The 15,519-nt window shown below is 40.7% G+C and carries 13 protein-coding genes and 1 riboswitch; of the genes, 4 read left to right on the forward strand and 9 right to left on the reverse strand.

What is annotated here, in order from left to right; translation table 11 throughout:
• Positions 1-3: 3 nt before the first annotated feature.
• The 6 genes from AAAT26_RS07465 to AAAT26_RS07490 form a co-directional block, all read right to left on the reverse strand.
• On the reverse strand, positions 4-408 hold the full coding sequence (locus AAAT26_RS07465) for an ExbD/TolR family protein (RefSeq protein WP_004694558.1): 405 nt from the start codon (positions 406-408) through the stop codon (positions 4-6).
• On the reverse strand, positions 405-1,010 hold the full coding sequence (locus AAAT26_RS07470; protein ID WP_038125655.1) for a MotA/TolQ/ExbB proton channel family protein: 606 nt from the start codon (positions 1,008-1,010) through the stop codon (positions 405-407). Before AAAT26_RS07470 ends, AAAT26_RS07465 begins: the two co-directional genes overlap by 4 nt.
• Positions 1,011-1,311: 301 nt before the next feature.
• Positions 1,312-1,569: a hypothetical protein gene (locus AAAT26_RS07475; RefSeq protein WP_004698152.1), complete on the reverse strand. Its 258-nt coding sequence runs from the start codon at positions 1,567-1,569 to the stop codon at positions 1,312-1,314.
• 360 nt (positions 1,570-1,929) lie between these two features.
• Positions 1,930-3,183: a methylmalonyl Co-A mutase-associated GTPase MeaB gene (gene meaB, locus AAAT26_RS07480; RefSeq protein WP_004694551.1), complete on the reverse strand. Its 1,254-nt coding sequence runs from the start codon at positions 3,181-3,183 to the stop codon at positions 1,930-1,932.
• On the reverse strand, positions 3,176-5,365 hold the full coding sequence (scpA, locus tag AAAT26_RS07485; protein WP_004694550.1) for a methylmalonyl-CoA mutase: 2,190 nt from the start codon (positions 5,363-5,365) through the stop codon (positions 3,176-3,178). The genes meaB and scpA overlap by 8 nt, the downstream gene beginning before the upstream one ends.
• 4 nt (positions 5,366-5,369) lie before the next feature.
• Positions 5,370-7,532 (reverse strand): methylmalonyl-CoA mutase family protein, encoded by a 2,163-nt coding sequence (locus tag AAAT26_RS07490; RefSeq protein ID WP_105087260.1) that lies wholly within the window; start codon positions 7,530-7,532, stop codon positions 5,370-5,372.
• 290 nt (positions 7,533-7,822) lie between these two features.
• Positions 7,823-7,998: riboswitch (cobalamin riboswitch) on the reverse strand.
• Between the two features lie 160 nt (positions 7,999-8,158).
• On the opposite strand from AAAT26_RS07490, the gene rarD reads away from it, so the two are divergent.
• Positions 8,159-9,055 (forward strand): EamA family transporter RarD, encoded by an 897-nt coding sequence (gene rarD, locus AAAT26_RS07495; protein WP_278467430.1) that lies wholly within the window; start codon positions 8,159-8,161, stop codon positions 9,053-9,055.
• 90 nt (positions 9,056-9,145) lie between these two features.
• Here the strand turns inward: rarD and AAAT26_RS07500 are convergent, their stop codons facing one another.
• Positions 9,146-10,045 carry a DUF3829 domain-containing protein gene (locus tag AAAT26_RS07500; protein WP_287531311.1) on the reverse strand — a complete coding sequence of 300 codons (900 nt, stop codon included), beginning with the start codon at positions 10,043-10,045 and terminating at the stop codon, positions 9,146-9,148.
• A gap of 247 nt (positions 10,046-10,292) precedes the next feature.
• Between AAAT26_RS07500 and AAAT26_RS07505 the strand changes: the two genes are divergently transcribed.
• Entirely contained in the window at positions 10,293-10,469 is a 177-nt protein-coding gene (locus AAAT26_RS07505; protein ID WP_287531313.1) for a type II toxin-antitoxin system HicA family toxin, read from the forward strand.
• 9 nt (positions 10,470-10,478) lie between these two features.
• On the forward strand, positions 10,479-10,856 hold the full coding sequence (locus AAAT26_RS07510) for a type II toxin-antitoxin system HicB family antitoxin (RefSeq protein WP_287531314.1): 378 nt from the start codon (positions 10,479-10,481) through the stop codon (positions 10,854-10,856).
• A 257-nt stretch (positions 10,857-11,113) separates the two neighbouring features.
• Here the strand turns inward: AAAT26_RS07510 and AAAT26_RS07515 are convergent, their stop codons facing one another.
• Positions 11,114-11,761, reverse strand: a complete 648-nt coding sequence (locus tag AAAT26_RS07515; protein WP_349209049.1) for a tetratricopeptide repeat protein — start codon at positions 11,759-11,761, stop codon at positions 11,114-11,116.
• A gap of 118 nt (positions 11,762-11,879) precedes the next feature.
• Between AAAT26_RS07515 and AAAT26_RS07520 the strand changes: the two genes are divergently transcribed.
• Complete coding sequence (locus AAAT26_RS07520; protein ID WP_229039624.1) at positions 11,880-11,954, forward strand: type I toxin-antitoxin system Fst family toxin; 75 nt, start codon at positions 11,880-11,882, stop codon at positions 11,952-11,954.
• 262 nt (positions 11,955-12,216) lie between these two features.
• On the opposite strand, the gene AAAT26_RS07525 is transcribed toward AAAT26_RS07520, so the two are convergent.
• On the reverse strand, positions 12,217-15,039 hold the full coding sequence (locus AAAT26_RS07525) for an FAD-binding and (Fe-S)-binding domain-containing protein (protein WP_349209050.1): 2,823 nt from the start codon (positions 15,037-15,039) through the stop codon (positions 12,217-12,219).
• Positions 15,040-15,519: the final 480 nt, after the last annotated feature.

The raw sequence follows: 15,519 nt of genomic DNA on the forward strand, positions 1-15,519 counted from the left end.
GAATCACTTCCGTTCCGTAGCGACGCTAATATATTTAGCACCGTTCACCTTGAGCATGTCCAAAAGCTCGATAACATCGTTATAATATACATCTTTTGAAGCACGAATCACAAAGGCTTGTTGAGGTGCTTGTGTAACGATAGATTTGACCTCTTGCGCCAAGCGATCCGAAGAGATTTCCTGATTATCGATATACAGCGTGTGCGTTGTGGTCAAGGTAATGGTGATAGGTTCGATAGATTTCGCTGTAGACGTCGATGCAGATGGTAAATTAAGCGGAATTTGTTGCTCTGTATTCATGTACAGCGTGCCTACCATGAAAAATACTAATAAAAAGAATACGATATCAATCATGGGAATAATCATGATGGTAGGCTCTTTTTTAACCCCTAACGTGCGTCGTCTCATATATCATGTTCCTCGTTGTACGCATCAAGAATGTTGCCGCACTCATGTTCTAATGTCGCCACAGAATCATTGACCTTTGCCGCACAGTAACTGTGAAAGCCAAGGGCAATAATGGCCACGGTCAAACCTGTAGCCGTTGCCACTAAGGCTTCAGAAACACCACCTGTAATAATGGTCGGAGCCCCAATGTCGCCACCTACCACAGCAAACGCACGAATCATACCGAGGACCGTCCCTAGCAACCCCAATAACGGAGCCATTGTTACAATCATGCTGAGCCAACTAAGGCCGCGTTTTAAACGTTCATCAGCGTACGACACTACATCTTGAAGGCGGTTTTCCAAGCCATTATAATTCTTTGCATTGCGGATAGCACGGGCAAATAAAGAACCAAGTTCCTCTGTATCCCGTTCCAAAACACTTGGTAACATAATCCAAGATTGATTCTTCTCTAAGACCTTATTAAAACGGCGCAAATCCTTTGTAAACTTGCGATATAGAAAGATACGTTCAATGCCAATCATCAAGGTAAACAGTAAAAAAATCACCAGCGGATACATAACAAATCCACCAGCTACAAATAAATGCGCTATACTACTCATACTAACCTCCAAAAGCCACATACTTTTAGGCTCTATCCGAGTTAATTATACCACGTTTTATCCCACCGAAAACAGATATAGAGCGTAAAACCACAACATAAATAGATATAGGATGACTTGCAAGATAAATATAGACTAATTCGCTAGATAGACATAAGCTAGCTAAAGTCCACAGGATAAAATTAGGGTTATAGGGCAAAACCAACACGTTTTGTCCTATAACCCTAAAATTAAAATACAAAAAGGCTGCACTAGAAATGATATACATTCTAGTACAGCCTTTGATACGTTCCTAAATAGATTAGTCTTTTTTAATAAAGCCTACAATGAAGCCACCTACTGACAGTGCAATGCCTAAACCGCTACAGAACATACCAATAGAATACCACAATGTGTAAGATTGGTTATTCTCAGAAATCGCCTTTGCTGCCGCTTGAGCATTTGTAGCATTTCTCGCAATTTCCAAATTAGCCGCCCCTGGATCTGGATTTAATAATAGAATCGCAATACCAATAATTAGAACGACTACACCTACAGGTAATAATAATTTTTTGTTCATTTGAATGCCCCTCTCGTAACATTAAACGATTAATAAATAATATAACTTAATTATACACTGATTTTTGCATTTTAAAAAGATGAACTTATATATTAATCATCTTTTATTAGACAATTAATAGCAAATAATTAGTCGCAATTAGTTATTATGACATAGAAAAAGGCATAGTATGCAACTACTATTGGTCCAAATCCAACAGTGAACATTGATACTATGCCTTTTACAAATACATCTGTAGTTATATCGAAATGCATACGATTGCTAGTGGAGTGCGTATTAAGATAAGTTATGCCGGCTTATCTAATATATATTTAGCAATACGATTATATTTAATAATACAATATGTATTTACCGATCTACTTATTGTAAAGACTTATCGAAAACGCCAATAAGTTCTTCAACGGCTTGAGATTCGCTCATTTCACCGTCTAAGACAGCGGCTTCGACTTCGCCCATGCGACCTTGAATGACTACATTGTTAAAGAATAGGTTGTGCAAGTGTTCGTCAATCATATCGCGTACCCAACGGAGGGATTGTTCTTGACGACGTTTTAAGAAGACCCCATTTTCTTTGCCTTGTTCAGTAAACTCTTGGATAACATCCCACAATTCATCGAGGCCATCCTTTGTAACAGCTGAACATGTATAGGCTTGAGTCTTCCATTTTTCCGTAGCTGGACGGATATAATGTAACATCCGATCGTAATCACTACGAGCAATGAGTGCTCGTTTGAGATTATCTCCATCAGCCTTGTTGACCACAATAGCATCAGCAAGTTCCATAACGCCTTTTTTGATGCCTTGCAATTCATCGCCTGCCCCCGTTAAAACGATGAGCATAAAGAAGTCTACCATGGAACGCACGGTAACTTCGCTTTGCCCAACCCCAACGGTTTCAACGAGAATAATATCGTACCCAGCAGCCTCACAAAGTAGCATAGTTTCTCTACTTTTACGAGCCACACCGCCTAGTGTACCACCAGCTGGCGATGGACGAATATAAGCCTCTGGGTGTTTCGTCAACGTTTCCATCCGCGTTTTATCACCCAAGATACTGCCTTTTGTGACTTGGCTCGTAGGGTCTACAGCCAGTACGGCAACCTTGTAACCCGCTTCAATGAGCATGTTACCGAAGGCTTCAATAAACGTACTTTTACCAGCCCCAGGCACACCAGTAATACCGATGCGCAATGCCTTGCCCGTGCGAGGCAATACGGCTTGCAACACCTGTTGAGCTAGTTTGAAATGGTCCTTATTATTACTTTCTACTAATGTGATAGCCCGTGAAAGTATAACGCGGTCCCCCTGCTCGATACCGCGTACATAATCAGCGACAGTCAATTTCTTTCGCCGCTGTACGGGACGTACCGCTGGAGCCAGATGAGCTGAACTAGATAAGAGGCCGTCATGCATTTCCTTGACGCCTTTCATTACGTGACACGCGTAAGTATCATCTTTCTTCGCTTCTTCTGGCACCCAGTCGGGACGATAGGTACTACCCTCGGTGCTTGCGTTTTTTACACCTAATTCAGGGGCTTTGCCTTCACCAGTGGTGAAAGTTGCATCCTGTGTATTGCGCAATTCATCCGGAGTAGGCCGTTTGTTATCAGTCATGAGACTCGTCTTGAACGTGACTAGTCAATGTTTCTAGTAATTTTTTCGCCGCTACTGGCAAAACTGTACCAGGGCCAAAGATAGCCACTGCGCCATGTTCGCGTAGGAATTCATAGTCCTGAGCAGGGATTACGCCGCCGATGGCAACTAAAATATCTCCGCGGCCCCGCTTGTTGAGTTCCTCTACAAGTTGAGGCAATAATGTCTTATGCCCCGCCGCAAGAGAACTAAATCCGACAATATGAACGTCATTATCCACCGCATCTTGTGCTGTTTCTTCTGGAGTTTGGAACAAAGGTCCGATATCCACGTCAAAGCCCATGTCCGCGAAGGATGTCGCGATAACTTTGGCACCACGGTCATGACCGTCTTGGCCCATCTTCGCAATCATGATACGAGGACGACGACCTTCGAGTTCTTCAAAGTTATCCGCCATTTGGCGTACTTCTTTGATTACATCGTCATCTTCAAATTCGCTGGAGTATACACCGGAAATAGAGCGAATAACCGCTTTATGACGACCGCATACCTTTTCAACAGCAAAGGAAATTTCACCCAAGGATGCACGAGCACGAGCCGCTTCAAGTGCAAGAGCAAGTAAGTTGCCTTCACCCGATTCTGTAGCCTTTGTGATCGCTTCAAGACAGGATTGAACCTTTTCTTCATCCCGGTTAGCACGCAATTGTTCGAGACGACGAATTTGCGCTTCCCGTACAGCTGTGTTATCTACGTCGAGGATATCCAATGGATCTTCTTTATCTAGACGATATTTATTGATACCAATAATTGCTTCACGACCAGAGTCGATACGAGCTTGGCGACGTGCGGCAGCTTCTTCGATACGCATCTTAGGAAGCCCTGTATCGATAGCTTTCGCCATACCGCCAAGGGATTCGATTTCTTGAATATGACCCCAAGCGCGACGAATCAATTCATCTGTCAACGCTTCTACATAGTAGGAACCGCCCCATGGGTCGATAACCTTACATACCTTAGTTTCATCCTGGATGTAAAGCTGAGTATTACGCGCAATACGTGCAGAGAAGTCCGTAGGCAACGCAATGGCTTCATCAAGCGCATTTGTATGTAGAGATTGCGTATGACCTAACGCAGCACCCATCGCTTCCATACATGTACGAGCCACGTTGTTGAACGGATCTTGTTCTGTAAGAGACCAACCAGATGTTTGGCTATGTGTACGAAGTGCCATGGATTTAGGATTTTCAGAGCCGAAGCTATTGATAATCTTAGCCCACAACATACGAGCTGCACGCATTTTTGCCACTTCCATGAAGTAGTTTTTACCGATTGCCCAGAAGAAGGACAACCGTGGTGCGAACTGGTCAACATGAAGACCTGCATTAACACCGGTACGGATATATTCGAGACCATCGGCCAATGTGTAACCTAATTCAATATCCGCAGTAGCGCCCGCTTCTTGCATATGGTAACCAGAAATGGAGATACTGTTGAACTTAGGCATATACTGGGATGTATACGCAAAGATATCACCGATAATACGCATAGATGTAGCTGGAGGGTAAATATAGGTATTACGTACCATGAACTCTTTCAAGATATCATTTTGGATTGTACCAGCCATAACCTTTTTATCTACGCCTTGTTCTTCACCAGCCAAGATGTAGAACGCCATTACTGGCAATACGGCGCCGTTCATTGTCATGGATACGGACATTTGATCAAGAGGGATACCGGAGAATAGAATTTCCATGTCGAGGATGGAATCTACCGCAACACCCGCTTTACCAACGTCACCTACTACACGAGGATGATCAGAGTCATAACCACGGTGAGTAGCAAGGTCAAAGGCGATAGACAAGCCTTTTTGGCCCGCTGCCAAGTTACGACGATAGAACGCATTGGATTCTTCCGCTGTGGAGAAACCAGCGTACTGACGTACTGTCCAAGGACGAGTAACATACATTGTGGAATAAGGTCCACGCAAGAATGGAGGTACACCTGCCATATAGTCAAGGTGTGTCATTCCTTCATAATCCATCTCTGTATAGAGAGGCTTTAGTTGGATTTGCTCCATTGTTGTATTATATAAATCTTCAAAGCTTTTTCCTGTTTCTTTTTGAAGTTCAGCAAGCCATGCATCGCGAGATGTTGCTGTCTGAGATCCCAAGCCAAGAGAGGAGAAGTCTGGATTTTTAAACATGAGCTCACATCCCTTTCTTATCTTGTAACGTATTCAAGATTTCGTAACAATTTGCACGAACAGAAATGAAGTCGTCCACGCCAGCTTCACGGTATACAGGTTCTAAGTCCTTAGGAGGTGCCCCTGCTAAAATAACCGTTACATGCGGCATAGTTTCTTTCAATTCCTTAGCGAGTGGTGGTACCAATTCTGGATAGGTATCATCTGTAGAACAGATAACAACTACATCAGCACCACTTTCACGAGCAGCTTTCGCCGCATCAGCCGTTGTTTCATGGCCATCATTTTTGATAACTTCAAAAGCCCCTACTTCGAAGAAGCCTGTGGAGAAGTCCGCACGAGGTTTATGTTGAGGGATTGGGCCCATGTTAGCCAAGAATACCTTCACATTATCTTTCGTACGTTGTTTATAATTCTCAGTGCGCATGCGAAGTGCTTCAAACTGTTCAGTCCAGCGATGAGCTGCAATAGATTCAATCGTTTCGGAAGCAATATCGCCAGCATCTAAAGCCTTCCGGATTTGACGTATTGTTAATTTTTGTAATGCACCGAGTTCAATAAGGCCAATCAAAGCGCCTGGCTCTGTCGTACCTGCTTCTAGGGTAGCCTGTGCTTTCACAACAGCATCTGGCTCCGCACTCGCCAAGTACTCTTCGATTTGAGCAACCCGTTTTTGACGCAATGTTTCTTGATTTTCTGGTTTTGGATCAAGCAATTCTTCAGTCATGTTCGCATACATGTTGTTACCTACAGCCACATCTTTGCGGAATGCAAGGTTTTTGAAGCGTTCATCAAGAACTGCTTTAACTTGAGCTTGTGGATAGCCTTCTTTCAAAGCTGCTATGATACCACCTTTAGCCTCAATAGTTTGGAATTCAGCCCAAATTTTTTCGCATAATTCAGCAGCTAATGTTTCCACATACCAAGAACCACCTACAGGGTCCACTGGTTGACGCAACTCGAATTCAGTTTGCAACATAACTTGAATATTACGGGCAATACGACGAGAGAAATCGTCAGCTTTGCGAATTGGTTGGTCGAATGGGGATACTTCAAGGCTATTCAAACCGCCTACAACGCCAGAGAATGCTTGTGTTGTATTGCGCAACAAGTTTACATATGGGTCGTATACAGTTTTTGTGAAAGCCGATGTTCTGCCGTGTACATGAACGGCACGGTCAGCTTCTTCTGCACCGAAGGCCTCCATAATGCGCGCCCAAAGCACACGTAATGCACGTAATTTAGCAATTTCCATGAAGAAGTTTGCACCCAAGGAGAATGTAAACATCATGCTGTTAGCAATAGTGTGAATATCGATGTTACGTTGTGCTAATTGACGAACATAACAAACTGCTGTTGCCAATGCATACGCAACCTCTTGCACATCATTAGCGCCACCATTAGCGTATACATCGCCAGATACGAGTACAGTTTTAAGCTCTGGAGCTTGTTCTTTAGCCCATACAACAGTATGTGCCATTTCATCAAAGGCTGTATCTAAAGACATATGCAATGTACCATCTTTAGCCCAAACACCAATAGGGTCTGCACCAACGAGACCTTTTAAGTCAGAGGTTTGTTTTTTAGAGCCTTTCACCGTAGCAGCTAACATACCGAGCAAGATAGCTGCAGAAGCACCTGTTTCAATGTATAAAGGGTTTTCCTTCAAATTAAAACGCTCAATCAATTGGCTACAATCATCCATAGTAGACAGAGATGTACCGCCGATACCAACAGCTGCGCCTACTTGCACATCTTGATCATGGCGTGTTGCTTCATCAAGGCGAATATTGTGAATAGTGCCACCTTTTACAATTTCGTATAAACTTGCATGGTTAGCATCCTTAGGAAAGGATTCGTCTACATATTGGGATACGCCCCAAGAGTCTTTAATATAACCACTTGCCTTTGTGCCACGTAGGAACTCACCTGCTCCAGGGTATACACCCTTTGGAATTTTTTCTCCATGCAATGCAGGCGTGTAAATTGGTTGTAACGTAATTCCCTCATAGGTTTTAGTGAACATCTTCTTATGGAAGTCGCCACCTTTTAACGCTTTTTCAACCTCGGCCTGCCATTGTTCATACGTAGGTTTCTTAAACTCATCAAAAGATACAGGTGCTAATAAATCGCGTTCAGCATCCTTTGAAGTCTTTTTGTCAGACATATATGTGCCTCCTTTTCAACTCGAAACCATACCGAGAAACAGCGCACCGTACCTGCGAATTGTTAGATATATGAATCACTCGAGCTTTATCTTATTGGACCACATCAACCTCAAAATGTGTCCATCTGTTTAATATCTATAAAACCTGATTCCTATACTCAACATCCACTCTAAGGGCAATAAAAAACGTGCCACCTAAAGTGACACGTAAGGTTTCTTATTGAAAGGTACACTAAAAAATACTGTAGCCAGCATACCCCAATCCCCTTCCTATCGCTCGTAGGTACATAACGGTGATTATCAAATAGGCAGTTCTCCTGGCTCGGGATCATCACCTCGCTTTCGCCTTCCCAGATTACTCCAGTGACATGTATGAAAGCAGGCTCATCCTTACAGTGGCGGGACCGCATCGGCTTATACCGATTTCTCTATTAAGTCTTGCGACACCTATTCTCTATATTCGTTGTTCTAAGTCCAATATAGTGTAACAATATGCACAAAGTCAATGAACATAACATTTAATCATAAGTGCCAAAATCAAAGTTATAACTGAAAATCATATGCAATAACTAAAACGCATGACTTGAGTATTAGTGATATAATAAGTACTATCACGAGGAGGCATTATGGAACATACAAGTAAAAAAGGGTTAATCACAGCCCTTAGTTGTTATATAATTTGGGGCTTACTCCCTCTATATTGGGCATTATTAAACCATGTTTCACCGTATAATATACTGGCACAGCGCATTATCTGGTCAGGTGTTTGCATGGCTATCGTTGTATTTGGCCTACACTTTAAACAATTCAAAAAGGACTTTCAATTACTAAAAGAACAACGTTCACAATTATTCCTACTTTTAGTTGCGGCAGTCATCATCAGTGTAAACTGGTTCACCTACATTTGGGCCATCGCCAATAATCAAGTTATGAACACGAGCCTTGGCTATTACATCAACCCACTCTTCAATGTAGTATTAGGTGTCATCCTATTTAAAGAGGTTCTATCGATACCAAAAAAGCTGAGTGTCCTTATCGCTACCATCGGCATCGCCTTACTCACCTATCAGGTAGGATCCTTGCCATTAGTATCGATGATCCTCGCCGTTTCCTTCGGTCTCTATGGGGCTGTAAAAAAGAAACTGCTCATCTCTCCCTTTACGAGCATCGCCTTTGAGGCCTGGCTATTAACACCGCTAGCCTTACTATATACGACCATGGTCGATAATACAGTGTGGTCCTATTTCGGCACAGACTGGTATACAACCATGTTGCTCATAGCCTGCGGTCTAACTACATCTGTCCCATTAGTGCTATTCTCCTATGGTGCACAGCTATTACCGCTCAATCTACTAGGCTTCTTGCAATATGTATCCCCTACCATTGCCTTGTTGCTAGCCATCTTTTACTTTGGTGAAAGCTTTGGCACACCGCAGATGATTGCCTTCAGTTGTATCTGGATAGCCTTAGTATTATTCTCCTTATCAAGCCAAATTACAACGCGCATTAGCCTTAAAAAGTAATACATCTACTAATCAACTAAAAAGCTGTATCAAATGACATTCTCATTTGATACAGCTTTCTTTTATATAGACGTATTAATCTAACTCATGTTAATCTAACTCATTCATATTAGTCGTATTCAGATTAGAAATGTAATGGTTATAGGCCTCAATCATACGATTATAGTCATTATCTTGTTTTGAACCCATATAGGTACGGATTGCCCCAATTGTAGAGTTTACAGAGGTTTTAACAGAATCATACTTAGGACTAGTAATACCATTTGATACATCACCAATAGCTTGCAACTCTTGATTGATAGCATTTACATCTAATTGTTTTTCACTATCGATCTTTTCTAGGACCGCAGTAAGTCGCAAATGAACCTCTTGTGCTGCAGCTGCATTTTTCTTGCCTGCATCACGCAATTGTTGTAACCGTTGTTGCAAGCGGTCCGTATTAATTTTATGCATAACATTATCAAAATCAGCATAAATAGGAACAAATTGTTCATACAATTGAACATATTTAGGGCCTAACTGTTGCTCCTTAGCATAGTTATCTGTGGTATACCCTTTAGATTTATAGTATGCATCGAGCTCTTCCGCCACCGGTGTAATTTCATTCAATTTTGAAAGCAACTTATCTAAAGGCTCCTTCATTTCATCATACGGAATACCGACTTGCTTAGCCTCTTCTAATTCTTTTTGTAGTTGCTTAAAGTTCGGTGCATTAAATACAGTTAAATGCTGCCCAGCTTTTAACTCATTAAGAGTTGGCGTATTCGCATAATCAAACATTACAGCCATGCGATTGTATCGACTTACAGCTTTCACATATTGATTAAATAACTGCACCTGATCTTGCTCAGACCGTTGCGCAATTTCCTTGCGGCTCTGTTCAGTACCCTGCCATAGTTCTGACATACTACAACCACTCAAAAAAAATGGGGATGTCAATGTCGCCGCACACAACACAGCCATTGCTACCCTTTTACCGAATGGTTTCATGATGAATCCTCTCCTTTCATCAATACACAACCTAATTTATACATATTAATTATATACTAATATGATTTTTATGAATAGGATTAATATATAAAGGTCATGTATCAATTTTGTCAAGTGACTAATAGAATCAGGGGTGACCATTGGTCACCCCTATTTTCCTTTATATACTGTTAGACTATAAATAAGAATGTATAACTCCTAATAATTGTTTTATACGTATACACGTGTTACTATAAAAGGAGAGAATATGAAGGATAAGAATTTACTTAAATTATTACTGCAAAATGGCTGGAAGGATGTACGGCAACGAGGTAGTCATCATCGTTTAAAAAAGGATGATCAAGTTGAAGTTATTGCCGTGCATGGAAAAGATGTACCTATCGTTTTATTAAATGCCATTTTGAAACGTGCGGGACTAAAATAAGGAGGACCTATGAAATTTATATACCCTGCTATAATCCATGATGATGCCGTTGGTTTCTGGGCCGAATTTCCAGATCTCGAATACACTAGTAGCACCGGCTCAACACTAACAGAATTAATAACCAATGCACAAGAGGCTATGGAACTCTATATATTAGGCGCTTTAGAAGATGGACAAACTCTACCTACCCCCACATCTATTCGCAGCTTACCATGTACCGAAACAGCATATCCTACATTAGTTCAAACAGATATTGATTTAGCTAAAAACAGTAAATCCGTAAAGAAAACTCTAACGATTCCTGCCTGGCTAAACGATAGAGCATTAGCTAAAGGAATTAACTTTTCTCAACTTTTACAAGAAGCATTAGTAGAGAAAACAATGTAATTTAAATCATCAATTGCTCAGCAAAAATGGAGCTTTCACATTAGGATTTAGCTTCTTCCAGTACAGCATAATATACGGCGTTACAAAACAACCTATAAACACCAAATATGTAAGGAATAGGGATATTTCTATATTATGTTGAGACATAAACCCTGACCAGTCTACGACCATTAGACCACCAAGGTATAGAAAAATAAGCCAATATATAAATCCTATCACCTTTATAATAAGGCGAATCATCTGTTTCACATCCATATCTATAATTCTACCAATGTTTTAAATCGCCTATTATTGTGAAAGCGTTCAAAATGATCTTGTTCGGCTGCAACAGTTTTTACAGAAGGATCAATTTTTATAGCCTTTTCTAGCCAATCAAGGGCCTTAGTATCATCCCCTTGGTCTGCATAAATGGTAGCAATACCATACACAGACCAAGTGTTACTAGGGTCCTTTTCCAATACCTTTTCAAACCATTGTTTAGAATCATTTAACTGACCTTGCAATTTATAGACCATGGCCATGTTATAGTAATTAGCCACATTGCTAGGATCTAAATCATAAGCCTTTTTAGTATCTGTCAACCCTTTAGCCGCATCACCATTTAATGCTGTTGCAAAGCCGCGTACAGAATAGGCGTCTCCGTTGTTAGCATCTTGTTTAATAGACGCAGTGGCTTCCTCTATGGCTTTCGAATACTCACCAGCAGATAAGGCTTGCTTTGCTGTAATTAGATGGTCATCTTGCTTGGTAGTCGCTTGGCTGTTTCCCGCAGCAGATGTAGAGGAACCAGTTGCAGTAGCAGAACTAGTTGCATTTGATTCTGTTTTATTACTATTCGTATTTTGATTCAATCCACATCCCGTAAGAGCTATTATTAAAAGAAAGAAAAGCACAAATTTCTTCATTAAGAATTCTCCGATCATTAATTATATACAAGACTCCTTAGCATGATGATATAATATAAAATACCTCCCGAAAGGAGGTGGTATATTGCAGGAGCTGTTTTATGCACTCTGGGGCACCTTGCTTGCCCCTATTATTGTTGCCTTAGTTGTAACTACCTACAGCTACTGGCTTAACAATAAAAACAAAAAATAAGCAAGAAAAAGGACGAGCTGCCACTCGTCCTTTTTTTTGGTTATATTGCAGGTAATTTCATACACTCTACTACCTACGTTTAGTATACCACATTTCTTAGAAAAATAAAGAATTAGCAATAAATCTCATAAAACCCCTAAAAAACTATTACTAGTTTTAACATAATTTGCGAGCAATATTAAAGCAACATTAATATAAACTACCAGTTACTTTAACATAAACTACTAGCAACGTTAAGTAAATAGCAATAGATATACAAGACTTATTTCTTAGCCTTAGAGCAACGGTCTAGTAGGAATGCAACACCAACGAATGGGATGCCACCGCTTTCGCCAAGACCGATTTCACAGGTAGAGCTGGAGCTTACGCCTAATGTTGCGCCGTATTCAGCGATTTCACTAGCGAGGTCTTTGGTAGCACATTTATTGAGTTCTGGTGTGAAGAAGCCTTTTTGACCAGCAAAGCCATCGCATGCAAAAGATTTAATGTTAAATACATGGTCTGTGCATAGACGAGCCAAATCTTCAATATATTGAGATTTATTCAAGGATTTAATCTTACATTGTTTGTGTACGATGACCCGTTCATCACATTTTTCAATATCGAGATGAGGCACAACGTATTTACACAAGAATTCAGAAATATCGTTGATTTCTAAGTCTGGCATGTGTTTGAAAGCATGGTTGAAACATGCACTATGATCGATCACGATTGGATATCTACCGTTTTGAGATGCTTGCATCAATGCATCGTGTAAGTCCTTAACAGCACGCTCATGAACGTCATCATAGTTTTCAAAACTCAAGCCACAGCAGAGGTTTTCGATATGTTGAGGGTAGATAATATCGATATGGGCCTTGTTGCAAAGGCTTTCCACTACTTGTTGCAAGCTGCGTTCATCGTCGTAACCTTGATTAGGTTTGAAGGCGCGGTTCGCACAAGTACTAAAGTATACAACCTTTTCAAAATTAGTCGGTTTAATACGGCTTCTCAATCTGTAACGATTGGCCTTAGGTGTAGTCTTAGGAATGTACGGAGTAATACCTGTTACACCATGTAAGCCTTCTGTAATCTTGGAAATCGCTTTTTGTGTAACGATAGAACCTGCAATACCTTCGAGACTTACTCCGGCACGAGCCATTTGAAGTGTAGTAGGGAAATTATCGTAAATCTTCTTAGCTAATTCCGGTACAGGTGGATCGATGCGACGCATGGATAATGCAATTTGAGCAGTATCGATGCTGAGAGGGCAAAGACCTTTACACATGGAGCACGCAGCACAAGTATCTACACCAAAGTATTCATAGCCTTTTTTAAGTTCCGCAGCCAATGTGAAATTGCCTTCGTTTTCAAGGCGTTTTGTTTCACGCAACAATGCAATACGTTGACGAGGAGTCAATGTTAAATTGCGGCTTGGACAATGTTTTTCACAGAAACCACATTCCATACAGATTGTAAAAGCATCATCGATAACGCATTGAGCTTTAAGATTTTTCTTATACACATCTGGATCATCTGTGATGATAACATCAGGATTCAAGATGCGTTCAGGGTCAAAGATGGCTTTGATGCGACGATTGATTTCGTACGCTTTGCGGCCCCATTCCATTTCAACAAATGGTGCCACCATGCGACCTGTACCATGTTCGGCTTTCAAAGAACCACCGAAACCAGATACGCGTTCGGACATTTCTTCTACCAAATCAGCAAAATTCTTAGTATCTTTAGGGTCACTGAAGTCAGGTGTGATGTTAAAGTGAACATTACCAGACAAAGCATGACCAAAGATTACACCACCGTCTACAAAATCGTATTTGTGGAACAATTCGGTAATCATTTCGATACCCTTAGTGAAATCTTCGATTTGGAAGCACACGTCCTCTGTAATAACAGTGGTGCCTTTTCTACGTTGACCACCAACGATTGGCAAGATGCCTTTACGGATAGCCCACCAAGAATCGTATTCTACAGGGTCTTGAGAGTAAAGACTTGGGAGGGCTGTTGGGATATCTTTCAACTTGTCTTTAATGAAAGCCAAGTTTTGATCAACCGTTTCTTTCGTGTAGCTTTCAGTTTGGAACAAGATGGCACTCGTGCCTTCAGGCACTTCACGAACGAAGTCAGGCACATTATCTAAGGCTTGAACAGCGCGCAAGGACTGATAGTCCATCATTTCCGCAGCAATAACCTTTTCACGGCCCATATTAGCCAAAGCTACAACCGCTAGGGATGCATCATTCAATGTACTAAAGAACATGAGTCCACAGCCTTTATGAGGCACGTCTTCAACCGTGTTATATACAACTTCGGACACGAAGCCCAATGTACCTTCAGAACCGATGAACAAGTGGTTGATGATATCGATAATATCTTCAAAATCAACAAGGGAGTTCAAGCCGTAACCCGTGGTATTTTTGATTTTGTACTTATGGTGAATCAAGTGTGTCAATTCTTCATCGGCTAAAATATCCTTACGCAATTGTAAGATATCCTCTACCATTTGAGGTTTTTCTTTAAGGAATTGATCAATACTCTTTTGGTCAGACGTATCAAGGATGGAGCCATCTAATAACACAACGCGAATGGATCGAATTGTTTTATACGAGTTTTGCGCCGTACCACAGCACATACCAGAGGAGTTATTATTCAAGATACCACCTACTAATGCTGTGGCAAGCGTTGCAGGATCTGGACCAATTTTACGATTGTACGGTTTCAATAAATCATTCGCATCGGAACCGATAACACCGCATTCACATTTCAAGGCTTTTCCATCATCAATAACTTCCATTTTCTTGAAGCCATCATTACATACGATGAGCACATCTTCACTGGAGCATTGACCAGACAAGGAGGAGCCGGCCGCACGGAATGTAAATGGTGTCCCACATTGTTGACACAAACGAATAAGCCGTCTTACTTCTCGTTCATCTTCAGCTTTAACAACTACCTTTGGTAAATAGCTATAGCAAGACGCATCAACGCCATATGCATAACGACGTAAATGATCGGTGTATACGCGACCTTTACAAATCTCATTTGCCTCTTTGGCAAAACGTTCATAATCTCTAATAAGTGTACTCACTTCTATTTCCTCCTATCCTTTCTTAAGGAATCTATTACTTTTAGTATACGCCGTTCTCATTCTCCTCACTATAATTATGCATAATTTATATCTCTTCTAATAAAAATCGATATGCATTACCCTTTTATTCCCTCAGTTGAAAGTACATCTCATTAGCATTATCATGTACCCATTTTTCCTCATATACAATCAAGAATCCTTATTTATTAAGCATGTATAGATATAGTCAGTAATTATATGCTAAAACCTCTCTAAACAACGATTCGTACTACCTATAATTCTATAGTAAATACATTACCAACATTATGCATAAAAATAGTATGATTTATATATTTTAAATTTTTCATTCTCATTTATAGTTCTCTATGACTTTTAGTCATACCCTTTTATAAAATGCTGAAAATACAGAAAGCTCTCTAATGATAAACGCTTACGAATCACCATTAGAGAGCTTTACTAAATTATGCTTATTAAAGATAG

Source organism: Veillonella parvula, from assembly GCF_040094895.1.
GTDB classification, from domain to species: Bacteria; Bacillota; Negativicutes; order Veillonellales; family Veillonellaceae; genus Veillonella; species Veillonella parvula_L.

Bases quoted from the DNA above. Each gene is read 5' to 3' on its own strand.
- AAAT26_RS07510 (WP_287531314.1), top strand. From the start codon at position 10,479: ATGAAATTTATATACCCTGCTATAATCCATGATGATGCCGTTGGTTTC.
- AAAT26_RS07505 (WP_287531313.1), top strand. From the start codon at position 10,293: ATGAAGGATAAGAATTTACTTAAATTATTACTGCAAAATGGCTGGAAG.
- AAAT26_RS07475 (WP_004698152.1), bottom strand. From the start codon at position 1,569: ATGAACAAAAAATTATTATTACCTGTAGGTGTAGTCGTTCTAATTATT.
- AAAT26_RS07500 (WP_287531311.1), bottom strand. From the start codon at position 10,045: ATGAAACCATTCGGTAAAAGGGTAGCAATGGCTGTGTTGTGTGCGGCG.
- scpA (WP_004694550.1), bottom strand. From the start codon at position 5,365: ATGTTTAAAAATCCAGACTTCTCCTCTCTTGGCTTGGGATCTCAGACA.
- AAAT26_RS07490 (WP_105087260.1), bottom strand. From the start codon at position 7,532: ATGTCTGACAAAAAGACTTCAAAGGATGCTGAACGCGATTTATTAGCA.
- AAAT26_RS07465 (WP_004694558.1), bottom strand. From the start codon at position 408: ATGAGACGACGCACGTTAGGGGTTAAAAAAGAGCCTACCATCATGATT.
- rarD (WP_278467430.1), top strand. From the start codon at position 8,159: ATGGAACATACAAGTAAAAAAGGGTTAATCACAGCCCTTAGTTGTTAT.
- meaB (WP_004694551.1), bottom strand. From the start codon at position 3,183: ATGACTGATAACAAACGGCCTACTCCGGATGAATTGCGCAATACACAG.
- AAAT26_RS07515 (WP_349209049.1), bottom strand. From the start codon at position 11,761: ATGAAGAAATTTGTGCTTTTCTTTCTTTTAATAATAGCTCTTACGGGA.
- AAAT26_RS07470 (WP_038125655.1), bottom strand. From the start codon at position 1,010: ATGAGTAGTATAGCGCATTTATTTGTAGCTGGTGGATTTGTTATGTAT.